General features: G+C 70.1%; 12 protein-coding genes. 5 read left to right on the plus strand and 7 right to left on the minus strand.

From position 1 onward, the window contains the following. The first annotated feature begins 34 nt into the window (after positions 1 to 34). Entirely contained in the window at positions 35 to 802 is a 768-nt protein-coding gene (locus OG905_RS16500) for a GNAT family N-acetyltransferase (RefSeq protein ID WP_328670338.1), read from the plus strand. A gap of 20 nt (positions 803 to 822) precedes the next feature. Here the strand turns inward: OG905_RS16500 and OG905_RS16505 are convergent, their stop codons facing one another. The 3 genes from OG905_RS16505 to OG905_RS16515 all read right to left on the minus strand — a co-directional run bounded on the left by OG905_RS16505 (position 823) and on the right by OG905_RS16515 (position 4,104). Beyond that, positions 823 to 2,049: an alpha/beta hydrolase gene (locus OG905_RS16505; protein WP_328670339.1), complete on the minus strand. Its 1,227-nt coding sequence runs from the start codon at positions 2,047 to 2,049 to the stop codon at positions 823 to 825. 70 nt (positions 2,050 to 2,119) lie between these two features. Further along, entirely contained in the window at positions 2,120 to 2,815 is a 696-nt protein-coding gene (locus tag OG905_RS16510) for a response regulator transcription factor (RefSeq protein WP_328670340.1), read from the minus strand. Beyond that, positions 2,812 to 4,104, minus strand: coding sequence for an ATP-binding protein (locus tag OG905_RS16515; protein WP_266486689.1), 1,293 nt, complete (start codon positions 4,102 to 4,104; stop codon positions 2,812 to 2,814). Before OG905_RS16515 ends, OG905_RS16510 begins: the two co-directional genes overlap by 4 nt. A gap of 152 nt (positions 4,105 to 4,256) precedes the next feature. Here OG905_RS16515 and OG905_RS16520 point away from each other — a divergent pair, with 152 nt between their 5' ends. After that, positions 4,257 to 5,567 (plus strand): PspC domain-containing protein, encoded by a 1,311-nt coding sequence (locus OG905_RS16520; RefSeq protein ID WP_328670341.1) that lies wholly within the window; start codon positions 4,257 to 4,259, stop codon positions 5,565 to 5,567. A gap of 168 nt (positions 5,568 to 5,735) precedes the next feature. Here OG905_RS16520 and OG905_RS16525 read toward each other — a convergent pair whose 3' ends face one another. From OG905_RS16525 to OG905_RS16535, 3 genes are all read right to left on the minus strand, one after another. Further along, entirely contained in the window at positions 5,736 to 6,257 is a 522-nt protein-coding gene (locus OG905_RS16525) for a DoxX family protein (RefSeq protein WP_328670342.1), read from the minus strand. A gap of 121 nt (positions 6,258 to 6,378) precedes the next feature. Further along, the gene (locus OG905_RS16530; protein WP_328670343.1) at positions 6,379 to 7,620 is read right to left on the minus strand and encodes a hypothetical protein; all 1,242 of its coding nucleotides are present in this window, start codon (positions 7,618 to 7,620) and stop codon (positions 6,379 to 6,381) included. Positions 7,621 to 7,777: 157 nt separating this feature from the next. Then, positions 7,778 to 8,566: a class II aldolase/adducin family protein gene (locus tag OG905_RS16535; RefSeq protein WP_328670344.1), complete on the minus strand. Its 789-nt coding sequence runs from the start codon at positions 8,564 to 8,566 to the stop codon at positions 7,778 to 7,780. Positions 8,567 to 8,634: 68 nt separating this feature from the next. Here OG905_RS16535 and OG905_RS16540 point away from each other — a divergent pair, with 68 nt between their 5' ends. Continuing rightward, positions 8,635 to 9,075 carry a cupin domain-containing protein gene (locus OG905_RS16540; RefSeq protein WP_328670345.1) on the plus strand — a complete coding sequence of 147 codons (441 nt, stop codon included), beginning with the start codon at positions 8,635 to 8,637 and terminating at the stop codon, positions 9,073 to 9,075. A 16-nt stretch (positions 9,076 to 9,091) separates the two neighbouring features. Here the strand turns inward: OG905_RS16540 and guaA are convergent, their stop codons facing one another. Next, a complete protein-coding gene (gene guaA / locus OG905_RS16545) occupies positions 9,092 to 10,675 on the minus strand; it encodes a glutamine-hydrolyzing GMP synthase (RefSeq protein ID WP_328670346.1) in 1,584 nt (527 codons plus the stop codon). Between the two features lie 300 nt (positions 10,676 to 10,975). Here guaA and OG905_RS16550 point away from each other — a divergent pair, with 300 nt between their 5' ends. Together OG905_RS16550 and OG905_RS16555 are read left to right on the plus strand one after the other, a co-directional pair. Continuing rightward, positions 10,976 to 11,272: a chorismate mutase gene (locus tag OG905_RS16550; RefSeq protein ID WP_328670347.1), complete on the plus strand. Its 297-nt coding sequence runs from the start codon at positions 10,976 to 10,978 to the stop codon at positions 11,270 to 11,272. Positions 11,273 to 12,012: 740 nt separating this feature from the next. Beyond that, positions 12,013 to 12,966: an LPXTG cell wall anchor domain-containing protein gene (locus tag OG905_RS16555; protein ID WP_328670348.1), complete on the plus strand. Its 954-nt coding sequence runs from the start codon at positions 12,013 to 12,015 to the stop codon at positions 12,964 to 12,966. The last annotated feature ends 30 nt before the right edge of the window (positions 12,967 to 12,996 follow it).

A 12,996-nucleotide genomic window follows, 5' to 3' on the forward strand; every position in this document is an offset into this window, starting at 1 on the left:
CGTCCAAAGATCCCGAACGCCGCAGGAGCCCGATGTGGACGTCGACGTCCAGAACTACGTACGCACCCTCGCGCTCCGGTCGCCCGATCATGTGCGGGTCGGCCCCTTCACGGTGCGCTACCACCCCAACTGGGCCATCCCGCCGGCGAATTACGCCATACCGGACCACGGCGCGGAGCCGACCACCGAAGAGATCGGCGCTCTGATCGCCGTCTTCCGCGAGCGCGACCGGATGCCGCGTCTTGAGTTCCTGCCGTCCTGCGCGCCCGAGGTGGAGCCCGCGCTGCTCGCCGCGGGCTTCGCGGTCGTCAACCGCGCCCCACTGCTGGCCTGCGCGCCCGGCTCCCTCCTCCCGCCCGCGCCGGTGGCCGGGACAGCGATCAGCGAGCCCTGCGACCCGGCCGGATTCACCGCCGCGGCCGCCGTGCAGCATCTCGCGTACGGCGACACGGGCGAGCCGACCGAGGGCGAGATCGCCTGGCTCCGCGGGGCCCACGAGGGCGGCGGGGTCGCGGCGCTCGCCAGGGACAAGGCGGACGGGACCACGGTCGCCGCAGGCGGCTGCTCCATTCCGGTCGACGGGATGAGCGAGCTGTGCGGTCTCGCGGTCGCCGCGTCGCACCGCCGCCGCGGCATCGGCGCCGCCCTCTCCGCGTATCTGACGGCTACCGCCTTCGACCGCGGCTGCAAGGTCGTCTGGCTGGAGCCGGGCGACGCGGACATCGAGCGGATCTATGCGGGGATCGGCTACCGGCGGGTCGGCGACAAGACCGACATGGCACTGGACGTGTCACGCCGGTAGGCCATGGGCGTTACAGCGAGCTACTCGAGCAGTCCGGCGGCGCTGTCGGTCGGCTCCCCCTCCTGCTTCCGGTCATCGCTCCGGCCCCTGGCCTGTCCCACGGTGTCTCCCTGGTCCTTTCCGTGGGGCCGGGTCATGCCCTGCAGATGCATCTGCCGCGTCAGCCACTCGAACGCGTACGGCATTTCCCTGCCCCACACCCGGGTGAGGTGCCCGCCGGTCGTCTTGCGCACCTCGACCTTCGTCGGTCCCTTGGCCGCTCGCTGGAGCGCGAGGCCGGGCAGGTACCCGTCCACTCCCTCGCCCGTCGCCAGCAGCGAGACACGCGGCGGCTTCTTGGCCGACTTCAGGATGTGCAGTACGTCGTTCTCGCGGCGCAGCTCCGGGTCCGAACCCGTTATCGAGTCCTTCTCCGCCGCCGGGTCGTTGTAGCCGGAGAGGCTGACCGCCGCGCGGTAGCGGTCGGGGTGGGCGAAGGCCAGTTTGGCCGCGCCGTGCCCGCCCGCCGAGTAGCCCGCGATGGCCCAGCTGTCGGGGCCGAGGGAGACCCGGAAGTTGTCAGAGATCATCTTGCGCACGTCGACCGTCAGCCAGGTGTCGGCGTTGACCGTGCCGGGGATGTTCGCGTATCCGGCGTCGGACGCGCCCAGCAGCATCGTGCGGGGCGAGACGAGTATGAAGGGAGCGACCCTGCCCGACTCGATCAGCGGCTGGATCTTGGACTGCGCCTTCATGGCCTTGAACCAGCTCTTGGAGGAGCCGGGGAAACCGGCGAGCAGTTCGACGACCGGGAACTTCTTGTTGCGGTAGGCGGGGTCGTCGTACTGCGGCGGCAGCCAGACGAGGACCTCGCCCTCCACGCCCGATATCCCGCCCTTGAGATAGGTGCGGCGCAGCCCGTTGCCGAGCGAGGGATCATCGACCTTGTCGAACTTCTGGTGCAACGTGGGCAGCGAGGATATCTGCCTGCCGCCGGTGCCGCTGGGGCCGAGGTCGACCGCGGTGTTCACATGGTTCGACGTGCCGAGCAGGTCGTCCCAGCTGTCGTACAGGCCATTGGCGTTGTTGACCGCCACGAACACCATCAGGACCGCCGTCGCCTGCGCGAAGAGCACCATGATCAGCCGGCCGCCGCCCCGCACCACGGCGGGTCCGCGCAGCCGGCTCCAGAACAGGAGCGGCAGGAGTACGGCGATCACGACCAGGACGATCGTGATCACGAAGAAGGTGTTCCCCGTCAAATTCATCACGCAAAACAAGAGGTGATCACGGCACAGTCGGTTGCCCGCCTATGTACCAGTTACCTCACAACGGAGCCTAGACCAGACGACGAGCCGTCGCCCATCGCGTCAATTCGTGACGATTCGAGAGCTGCAACTTGCGCAGCACCGCCGACACATGGGACTCCACCGTCTTCACCGAGATGAACAGCTGCTTCGCGATTTCCTTGTACGCGTATCCCCGCGCGATCAGCCGCAGAACTTCCCGTTCGCGCTGAGTGAGCCGATCGAGGTCCTCGTCCACCGGCGGCGCGTCCGTCGAGGCGAACGCGTCGAGGACGAAGCCCGCGAGCCGCGGAGAGAACACCGCGTCGCCGTCCTGCACGCGGAAGATCGAGTCGACCAGGTCCGTACCGGTGATGGTCTTGGTGACATAGCCGCGCGCACCGCCCCGGATCACCCCGATGACGTCCTCCGCCGCGTCCGAGACGGACAGCGCCAGGAACCGTACGGGGTTCTCGGCGGCCGCCATGAGGGGGGCGCAGCGCCGCAGCACCTCCACCCCGCCGCCACCCGGCAGATGCACGTCGAGCAGAACGACTTCGGGCCGGGTCGCCGTGATCACGGTGACCGCCTGGTCCACGTCGGCCGCCTCGCCGACCACTTCGACGCCGGTGGTGGCAGTCTGGCCGATTTCCGCCTGCACGCCCGTGCGGAACATCCGGTGGTCGTCGACGAGCACGACCCGTACGCGCCGCTGTGCGGTCTCTCCCGCAGCCTCGGTCTCGGTCATTCGCCCGCCCTCTCCATCTCCAGCTCGACCTCGGTGCCCCCGCCGGGTACCGAGCGAAGCCGTGCCGTGCCGCCGTTGCGCTGCATCCGGCCGATGATCGATTCTCTTACGCCCATCCGGTCCTGGGGCACCGAATCCGGATCGAATCCGGGCCCGCGGTCCCGTACGGAGACGAAGACCGTGCGGCCCTCGACCTCCGCGTAGACCTGCACTGCCCCGCCCTCGCCACCGTACTTGGCCGCATTGACCATCGCCTCGCGTGCGGCCTGCATCTGTGCGACCAGTTTCTCGTCCAGCGGGCAGTCTCCGACGACTACGACCTCCAGCGGGACACCGTGCTTGTCCTCGACCTCGGCCGCCGCCTTCTTCACCGCGTCGGCGAGGGTGTCGGGTTCCTCGTCCTCGTCCTTGCCGGTGCCCTCGGGTTTGTAGAGCCAGTTCCGCAGCTCGCGCTCCTGGGCGCGGGCGAGCCTGCGCACTTCGCCCCCGTCGTCGGCGTTGCGCTGGATCAGGGTGAGGGTGTGCAGGACGGAGTCATGGACGTGCGCGGCGACTTCGGCACGTTCCTGGGCCCGGATGCGCATCGTCCGCTCCTCCGAGAGGTCCTGGGTCATCCGCACCAGCCAGGGCCCGGCAAGCAGCGCGACACCGGCGATCACGGCGATCGCCGCGGTCAGTACGTTGCCGAGCTGGGCGGCCGAGCCGCGGACCACGATGAAGACGGTCAGGCCCATGCCGACAAGGGCCACGCCCGCCAGCGCGCGGCCCAGCTGCAGCAGCCTGCGGCGGCGGCCGACCTCGGTCCAGCGCGCGCGGCGCGCGTTGTCCGCCTGCCGCCACACCAGCACCACACCGGCGCCGATCAGCAGGATCGGCCAGACATAGCGGCCGGCGCTGCTGCCCATCTGCACATTGCCCGCGAAGATCGCGGCGCCGACGAGCAGCGCGACCATCGCGAAGAGCTGGCCCTTGTCGGGCTTGCGCAGCCTGCGCCGGCCGTCGGCCGTGGTCTCGAAGACGGAGCGCGGCTCGGCGGTCCTGCCCCCGACGCCGAGCGGCACGACGATCCAGAAGACCGCGTACAGCAGCACGCCCAGGCCGTCGGCCATGAACAGGCCGAGGAAGACCAGCCGTACCCAGATGACGGGCAGCCCCAGATGGCCCGCCAGGCCGCGTGCCACACCGCCGAGCATCCGGCCGTCCGCGCTGCGGTACAGCTTGCGCAGCGGCTGCTCCTCGGGCACGGGGGCGCGGGAGGGTCCGGCGGGTCGGGGCGCGGCGACTGGCATGTTCCGATCGTCACACGCAGGGACGGGCCGCGGTATCAGGGTCGTCCCTTAAACCGACCCTGATCCGCGCGCGGGGGCGGGCGGCCGATATCAGGGAACGGCCAGGGTCGGCGTGGGTGCCGCCTGGGCGCGCGGCCCGTCACCATGGACGTATGACTCAGCCGACCACTTCGCCTCAGGCGCAGCCGGATGTGCCGCCCGAAGCGCAGCAGCTGCGCCGCGCCTCCCGCCAGAAGGTCGTGGCCGGTGTCTGCGGCGGGCTCGGGCGTTACTGCGACGTGGATCCGGTGATCTTCCGGATCGTGATCGGCGTGCTCTCCGTGACCGGCGGTCTCGGCCTCATCTTCTACGGCTTCGCCTGGCTGCTGATCCCGTTGGAGGGCGAGGAGGAGAACGAGATCCGCAGGCTGCTGTCGGGCCGGGTCGAGGTCGCTTCGCTGGCGGCCGTGCTGCTCGCGCTGACCGGCTGCGGAGTGTTCCTGTCGATGCTGAGCAACGGCGGGACGCTCGCCTTCGCCGCGATGCTCTCGATCGCGGTCGCGGGCTCGGCCGTGTGGTCGCAGCGCCGCCGTGTCACCGCGCCCGGCGGCGCGCCGCTGGACGCGGCGACGGCGCACGCGGTGGCCGAGGCCCCGCCTGAGACCAAGGCGCCGCCCGCGCCCGACAGCCCCTCGTGGTGGCGGGACCCGATCATCAAGGACGGCACGACGGGCCCCGTGGCTTCGGGCTATCTGTGGGGTCCCGAGGACGCGGTCGCGGAGGCGGAGACGCAGAGGGAGGCCGGCGCACCGCCCCGGCGGCGTACGTCCTCGGCTCCCCCGCAGTCGCGCGGCCCGCGCGGAATCGGCGGCGCCATCTTCCTCAACGCTCTGATCGCGGGCGGCCTCGGCACCGGTCTCAGCTGGGACAGCAATCCGCTGGGCACGAGCCTTCAGATCGGACTGGTCTGCGCGCTGGCGGTGTTCGGGCTGGGCCTACTGGTCAGCTCGCTGCTGGGCCGTACCGGCTTCGGCACGATCATGATGACGGTGATCACGGCGGCACTGCTGGCGGGCGCGGCCGCGCTGCCCAAGGACATCAGCACCCAGTGGGTGCGTACGGGCTGGAAGCCCGCCACTGTGGCAGCCGTGCGGGAGCACTACGAGCTGGGTTCGGGGGTCGCGACGCTCGATCTGTCGTCCCTCGCCGTGCCCGCGGGTCGGACGGTGTCGACGAGTGCCGAGGTCGGAGCCGGCCGGCTCAAGGTCGTCGTGCCGAAGAACGCGCCGGTGAAGGTACGGGCCGAGGCGGGCATCGGCGACATCCGTCTCCCCGAGGACGGGCCGAACGACATCGACGTCTCGGCCGGCAAGAAACGGCAGCAGACGCTGCCCGCCCCCGCGGGGGCGAAGCCTTCGGGCACTGTGGAGCTGAACCTCGAAGTGGGCATCGGACAGGTGGAGGTGACCCGTGCCGCGTCGTGAACTCCGGCATGGTTTCCGGCCGGGCAAGCTGGTCGCGGGTCTCGCCGTGCTGGCCGCAGCGCTGCTGTACGCGGGCGATGCGGCCGGCTCGTGGCAGACACCCTGGTTCGTGGTCTTCCCGGTCGTCTTCGGCGGTCTGTTCCTGGCCGGGGCGGTGACCTGGATTCACTACGGAATCCGGCGCCGCCGCTCCGCCAGAAGGGCGTCGAGTGAGAACACCGCGGCGCCGGCGAGCACCAGCGGCAGCCAGGCCATGAGATAGGCGAGATCGTTGCCGTAGTAGTACGGCTCGGTCTGCCAGCTCACGGTCAGCCACAGGCTCAGCGAGATGAGCGCACCGCCGAGCGCGGCGAGCCGGGCCAGCAGCCCGACCAGGGTGCCGATGCCGACGGCCAGCTCACCGAAGGCGATCGCATAGCCGAAGCCCTCGGGGCTCTTGAGCGCAAGATCGACCAGGGCGGGCACGGCGGAGGTGTCACGCACGCTGCGCATCAGATCTCCGATGGAGCCGCTGCCGCTGGCCGCCATGAACTGGCTGTCGGTGAGTTTGTCGATGCCCGCGTAAATAAAGGTCACGCCGAGAAAGATCCGCAGCGGCACAAGGGCGTAACGGCTCGCCCTCTCCCTCCAGCCGCCGCGCCCGCCGTCGAACGATCCGTAGCCGGCCGTCGTCCGATATGTGTGTGTCATCACTGGTCCCGCCTTCGGTTGACCCGTCAACTGACCATACGTACGACGAAGCCGGGCCGCTCACCAGCCGTGCCGCGCACTCTGTGACAGACGAGTGTGGTGAGTCAGGCCTTCACATGTCTCAGTCCTTCACCTGGATCGGACAGCGGTTGCTCTCCACGCCCGCCGCCGTCACCACCTGGACGTCCACCTGCCCGGGCTCGACCTCGGCCGGGACCGGCACCGTGAGCACCGTGTCCGTCGGGTTGGCGAAGCCGCCCGGGACCGGGATCAGCGGGACATGGACATGCACCGCGCCGATACGGACGACCATCCGGGCGAGCCGGTCGGGCGCACCCGCACCCGGCGGCACGAAGCCCGCGCCGCGGATCTCGATGTCGTCGCCCGTACGGATGGGGGCATCCAGATCCCCGGCCTCACGGGCCCGTACGACCGAAAGGACGACCGGCGGGCCGCCCTCCGTGTACTTCCCGGCGAAGTACGTCGCCGCCGAGACCGCGACCAGGAGCGCGAGCCCCCACGGCAGATCGGGCAGCTGCTCGGGCCGCCGCGCCAGCCGGACCAGCGCGAAGACCACGGCAACGGCGCTGACCAGCGCGTACTGCACATCCGCGAAGCTGCCGCGCCCGCCGTCGTCGCAGAGCAGATCCGCGAGGCGCGGGCGGTCGGCCCGGATCTTCTGCAACCGCCGGTTCGTGACGCGCACGGCCACCACGCTGCGGATGACAACGGCGATCCCACACACCAGGGCGAGGACGGACAGCGTGCCCGCGCCCCTGGCCAGGTCGAGACCTTCGATCAGCCTGTCCCGGTCGGCGGCCGAGGAGGCACCGGCCAGCTGGGCGGCGAGCACCAGGACCGCGAAGACGACGAGCAGCACCCAGGCGGTGGCGACGGCGCGGGAGGTGGAGAGGCGGTTGTCCTCGCCGATCAGCGGAGCGAGGAGACCGCCGCGCGAACGGTGCAGCCGCGCGGCCGCGGTCAGCAGCCCGCCGACGGCGACGGCGGCGATCAGCCCTGCCGTCCGGGCGCCGGTCCAGCCCGCGCCGATCGCGGTGGCCGCCTGACCGAGCACCAGCGCCCCCACGCTCATCCAGATGATCAACAGCGTGCGGCACCACACCAGTTGGAGCCAGGCCTCGCCCTCTTCGCGGCTGCGGTCGGCGACCGTGCGGGCCGACTGGTACAGCTCGTCCGACACCCACTGGCGCGAGGCGCTCGGCGAGTGCGAGAGGGCGACCGGCAGCCCCTGTCCGGCGGCGAGCTCGTCCCGCTTGGCGATGAAGGCCGCCACGGCACGCCGATGCTCTTCGCGCGCGCCGTGCGTGCATTCGTCGCACTGTCCCGCTTCCTGCACCGCCACGACCGACGCCGCCCTTTCCCGCGTACCGACTGAACTTCCGTGCAATTCCTGGGAATTGTGCCGTACGGAAGGGGTCCACGCTCCGGCGCCGGAGGCCAGGGCGGGTGAATGTGCCGTGCCGAGATTGACTTCGGCCACCGCGTGGCCGGTTGTGGGGCTATTGAAGCAGCTCCGGCTCCTCCTGGCTGATCTGCCGCCACAGGGGCTGGTAGTTGATCCACGCGACCAGATCACTGCCGAGCTGATCGCGCGTGGCCACCGCGTCCCGGTGCTCGATCAGCACGGGCTTGCCCGCCGCCCGGGCCGCGAGCTGCACCTGCGCGCAGCGCTCCATCGAGATGAACCACCAGGCCGCCGCGTCGACCGAGTCGCCGACGGTCAGCAGCCCGTGGTTGCGCAGGACGACGGCCTTGTACGCACCGAGGGCGCCCGCGATCCGCCGGCCCTCCTCCTCGTCCACGATCACTCCGGTGTACGAGTCGACCAGCGCGTGGTCCTCGTAGAAACCGCATGCCTCCTGCGTGATCGGCTCGATCAGCTCACCGAGGGCGGACAGCGCCCGGCCGTGCACGGAGTGGGTGTGCGCGACGGCGACGACATCCGGCCGCGCGCGGTGCACCTGCGCATGCACGGCGAACGCGGCCTGGTTGACGTGGTGGCGGCCGACGACGACCTGGCCCCCGTCGTTCACCAGGATCAGATCACCGGCCGTGACCTGCGTGAACGGCACACCGAAGGGATTGACCCAGAAGCAGTCCGTGAACTCCGGGTCCCGCGCGGTGATATGGCCGGACACCCCGTCCTCGTAACCGAACCGCCCGAAGAGCCGCAGCGCCCCGGCGAGCCGCTCCTTGCGGTAGGCCCGCTCGTCCACCACGGACTCGTGCACGGGCGGCATGGCGAAGCGCAGCTGCTCGACGGGGATGGGAGGGGGCTTCTCAGTCATGGCTGGAAGCTACCTTCGGGTACCCGAAGTGACCAGAGACTTCGCACGCCTTGTACGAGAATGCGCTCATGACCGACACGACATCTCCGCTGGTCCCGCTCCTCGGCCTCGAACCGCACATCGAGGGCGGCTGGTTCAAGGAGACCTGGAGGACGGCGGGCTCGACGACCCCGCGCGGCTACCCCGGCCCGCGCGCGTACGCCACCGGGATCTACTTCCTGCTGCACCCCGGCGAGAGCTCGCGCTGGCACCGCGTACGCTCCGACGAACTCTGGCTCTGGCACCGCGGCGGCCCGCTCCGCCTCCGCTTCGGCGGCACGGACGAGAAGCCGTCCGAGACACAGAGCCTGACCCTGGGCCCCGGGGTGGAGTCCGGCGAACAGCCCCAACTGCTGATCCCGGCCGGGACCTGGCAGGCGGCGGAGCCCGTGGGCGACGAGCCGGTCCTGGTGACCTGCATCGTCGCCCCGGGCTTCCACTACGAGGACTTCGAGCTGGAGCAGTCCTAGCGGGCCCAGGCGGTGGTTACTCCCACTCGATGGTGCCCGGCGGCTTGCTCGTCACATCGAGGACGACGCGGTTCACGTCCGCGACCTCGTTGGTGATCCGCGTCGAGATCTTTGCCAGCACGTCGTACGGCATGCGAGTCCAGTCCGCCGTCATGGCGTCCTCGGACGAGACCGGCCGGAGCACGATCGGGTGGCCGTAGGTGCGGCCGTCACCCTGCACGCCGACGCTGCGCACGTCCGCGAGCAGCACGACCGGGCACTGCCAGATGTCACGGTCCAGGCCGGCCGCGGTCAGCTCCTCGCGGGCGATCGCGTCCGCCTCGCGCAGCAGGTCCAGGCGGTCCTTGGTGACCTCGCCGACGATACGGATACCGAGGCCCGGGCCCGGGAAGGGCTGGCGCTGGACGATCTCCTCCGGCAGGCCGAGCTCCTGGCCGACCATCCGGACCTCGTCCTTGAACAGCTTGCGCAGCGGCTCGACGAGCTCGAACTCGAGGTCCTCGGGAAGGCCGCCGACGTTGTGGTGCGACTTGATGTTGGCGGTGCCGGTGCCGCCGCCGGACTCGACGACGTCCGGGTAGAGCGTGCCCTGCACGAGGAACGCGACGTCCTCGCCGTGCTCGGCCTCGGCGATGATCTCGGCCTGGGCCTGCTCGAAGACCCGGATGAACTCGCGGCCGATGATCTTCCGCTTCTCCTCGGGGTCACTGACCCCGGCCAGCGCGCCGAGGAACCGCTCCTGCGCGTCGACGACCTTCAGCCGGACGCCGGTTGCCGCGACGAAGTCCTTCTCGACCTGCTCGGTCTCGCCCTTGCGCATCAGGCCGTGGTCGACGTACACGCAGGTGAGCTGGGAGCCGATGGCCTTCTGCACGAGAGCTGCGGCAACAGCGGAGTCGACTCCACCGGACAGACCGCAGATGGCCCGCTTGCCGCCGACCTGCTCGCGGATGGCCTCGACCTGCTCGTCGATGACATTGCCGGTGGTCCACGTCGGCTCAATGCCGGCGCCGCGGTAGAGGAAGTGCTCAAGAACCTGCTGGCCGTACGTCGAGTGCATCACCTCGGGGTGGTGCTGGACTCCGTACAGCTTCTTCTCGTCGTTCTCGAAGGCGGCGACCGGCACGACGTCGGTGGACGCGGTGACGGTGAAGCCCTCGGGCGCGGCGGAGCAGGCGTCGCCGTGGGACATCCACACGGACTGCTCGGCCGGGGTGCCCTCGAAGAGGGTCGAGCCGGTCTTGGAGACATGCAGCGGCGTACGGCCGTACTCGCGCGCACCGGTGTTGTCGACGGTCCCGCCGAGCGTCGTCGCCATCAGCTGGAAGCCGTAACACATGCCGAAGACGGGGACCCCGGCCTCGAAGATCGCGCGGTCGAGACGGGGAGCGCCTTCCGCGTACACGGAGGACGGGCCGCCGGAGAGGATGATCGCCTTGGGGTTCTTGGCCAGCATCTCGGCCACGGGCATCGTCGACGGGACGATCTCGCTGTAGACCCGGGCCTCGCGGACGCGGCGGGCGATGAGCTGGGCGTACTGCGCGCCGAAGTCGACGACGAGTACGACGTCTGGCGCGGCAGCGGGGGACGCTGAGGACACTGGCGGCCTTCCGGCGGGAGGGGGTCGGTTTTGTCGATTCTACCGGCGCGCCGGAGCCGCTTTTCGTCTCACCATCCGAACCGGGTTTTTGCCGCGGACGGCGGGCGGTCCATACTTCCCCCATGCACAAGCAGCTGACCTTCGTCTTTACCTATGGCACCGGCCCGTCCGGCTGCCATGGTCGTGCTGCTTGAGCCACTGACAAGCAACTTCCCAGGCGCCCCGGGCCGACAAGGCCCGGGGCGTTCTGTCATTTCCGGGCCGTGCCGATCCGGGGCCCTCCCGCAAAGGAGCCCCACCATGACCGTCACCGAGCAGACCGTGACCGAGCAGACCGGCGCCCGCACCGAAGAGGCCGCGGTTCTCATCACCGGCGCCCGCGAGCGCATCGACGCACTCGACGACCGGATCATCGGCCTCGTACAGGAACGGATGGCGGTCTCGGCAGTCATCCAGGATGCCCGGATCTCCTCCGGCGGCCGCCGCGTGAATCTGTCGCGGGAAATGGAGGTTCTCAGCCATTTCCGCGACGCGCTCGGAAAGCCCGGAACGGCGCTCGCGATGACGCTCCTGGAGCTGTGCCGGGGGCGCATCTGAGGCCGCGCAAGGCGCATGGAGCCGCATCTGAGTTCGGGCCCATCCTCACTCGTACGGCGCGTGACCGCGCCCGGCGGGGCTTCGTTGGTACCGATGTCCGTGCCAGCCAGGGGCGGGCTTCGTAAGAAACCACGCGTGGCTTCGCTGGGGCGTGTGACGTACCGCAGGTACGTCGTGGGACCTCGCCCCAGCGCGCGTGACCGGTCGGCAGGGGACAGCAGCCCGGTCACCCCAAGGGCGGTCGGCTCCGGGGACGCCCGGGGCCGACCGCATCCGGTCCAAACGGTTGCGCACGCCGCAGCCCGTCCAGCACGATGCAAGAGAAGCGCGTCCCCCTCTGCGCGAAACAACTGCCAAAGGTCGATACCACCCGAGCGCCGTCTGTGCGCCGGGGCGGCGACCTTCCCCACGCGGCGCTACCCCCCGGCGCCGCGCCTCGGCACCGGCGCTGCCCTGACGTCGGTGCTGACCCCCAAGGGCCCTGCGGTGGTGTATCCGCGGGGCCCTTGGCCTGCCTCTCGGGGCCCTTGGCCGTTTCCGCCCGCTCCAGTGGCATGTGACGGGGCGCACATAAAGTTTCTGTGAGTCCGAGGGCAACCTTTTCAGCCACTTGCCGGTCAACCATGCGAAACAACGGCCTCACCTATGCACCCCCACCTCGGTAGGCCCTTCAGACTCCGTGCCGTGTCAAAGCGGTACGCCCGGACTTCACTGAGGTCTTAATGAAGCTTCGCCGCGCTATGGCCGTCGCTGCAGCGACCGCTGTCATAGCACCCGCCGCGTTCCTGTCGGCTCCGGCCGCGTTCGCGGACCCGTCGCCGACGCCGACCGAGACGGCGAGCTCCCCGTCCGAGACGGCCAGCGCCTCCCCTTCGGAGACGGTCAGCAGCACCCCCTCGGCCACGGCGACCACGCCGGCCGCGGACCAGAGCAGCACCCCGGCGGCCACCCCGAGCACGCCGGCCACCTCGTCGGCCGCGACGCCGAGTGCCACGGCGAGCGAGCCGGGCGACGACGAGGAAGACCCCGACGTCTGCAAGACCTCCGACCTCGAGCTCTCGATCAAGGGCCTGCCCGGCAAGATCGCCGCAGGTAGCGGTTGGCACAAGTTCACGCTGAACGTCTACAACTCGTCGAAGACGATCATCAAGGAGATCGACTACGTCGCGGGGGCCGCCTCCGACGAGTACGGCGAGAACCTCTTCAAGACGAAGCAGGTCGAGCTGCAGTCTCTCGACCCGGTGACCAACACCTGGGAGACCCTCGACGAGGACGGTCAGGCTGTCGGCTATGTCGCTAGCTCCAACGAGCTGAAGCCTGGCTACGAGGTCAACCTCCCGCTGAGGGTCAACGTCAAGGCCTCCGCTCCGGTCGGCGTCGGCTTCACCCTCGGCGGTGGCTTCTACATCGGAGACAAGGACTGCCTGGGCTTCAACGACGTCGCGTACAAGTTCCAGATTGTCAAGGCCGGTACGGACACTGACGGCACCAAGCCTCAGGAAGGCGGCAAGGCGCCGGTCCCGTCCGAGAAGCCGAGCAACAACACCGCCGGCAATGTCACCGGCAACCTCGCCTCGACCGGTTCCAGCTCCATGCTGCCGACCGTCGGGATCGCCGGTGGCATCGCCATCGTCGCCGGTGCCGGTGTCGTCTTCGCGATGAAGCGCCGCCGCAGCGGTGACGCCACCGCGTAACACCCGGCCCCAAAGCCAGAAGGCCGCTGC

The organism is Streptomyces sp. NBC_00322 (assembly GCF_036147535.1).
Lineage (GTDB): Bacteria > Actinomycetota > Actinomycetes > Streptomycetales > Streptomycetaceae > Streptomyces.

Excerpts from the sequence above, each read along its gene's own strand:
- OG905_RS16535 (WP_328670344.1), bottom strand. The coding sequence starts at position 8,566 with ATGACTGAGAAGCCCCCTCCCATCCCCGTCGAGCAGCTGCGCTTCGCC.
- OG905_RS16540 (WP_328670345.1), top strand. The coding sequence starts at position 8,635 with ATGACCGACACGACATCTCCGCTGGTCCCGCTCCTCGGCCTCGAACCG.
- OG905_RS16515 (WP_266486689.1), bottom strand. The coding sequence starts at position 4,104 with ATGCCAGTCGCCGCGCCCCGACCCGCCGGACCCTCCCGCGCCCCCGTG.
- OG905_RS16555 (WP_328670348.1), top strand. The coding sequence starts at position 12,013 with ATGGCCGTCGCTGCAGCGACCGCTGTCATAGCACCCGCCGCGTTCCTG.
- OG905_RS16525 (WP_328670342.1), bottom strand. The coding sequence starts at position 6,257 with ATGACACACACATATCGGACGACGGCCGGCTACGGATCGTTCGACGGC.
- OG905_RS16510 (WP_328670340.1), bottom strand. The coding sequence starts at position 2,815 with ATGACCGAGACCGAGGCTGCGGGAGAGACCGCACAGCGGCGCGTACGG.
- OG905_RS16520 (WP_328670341.1), top strand. The coding sequence starts at position 4,257 with ATGACTCAGCCGACCACTTCGCCTCAGGCGCAGCCGGATGTGCCGCCC.
- OG905_RS16550 (WP_328670347.1), top strand. The coding sequence starts at position 10,976 with ATGACCGTCACCGAGCAGACCGTGACCGAGCAGACCGGCGCCCGCACC.
- OG905_RS16505 (WP_328670339.1), bottom strand. The coding sequence starts at position 2,049 with ATGAATTTGACGGGGAACACCTTCTTCGTGATCACGATCGTCCTGGTC.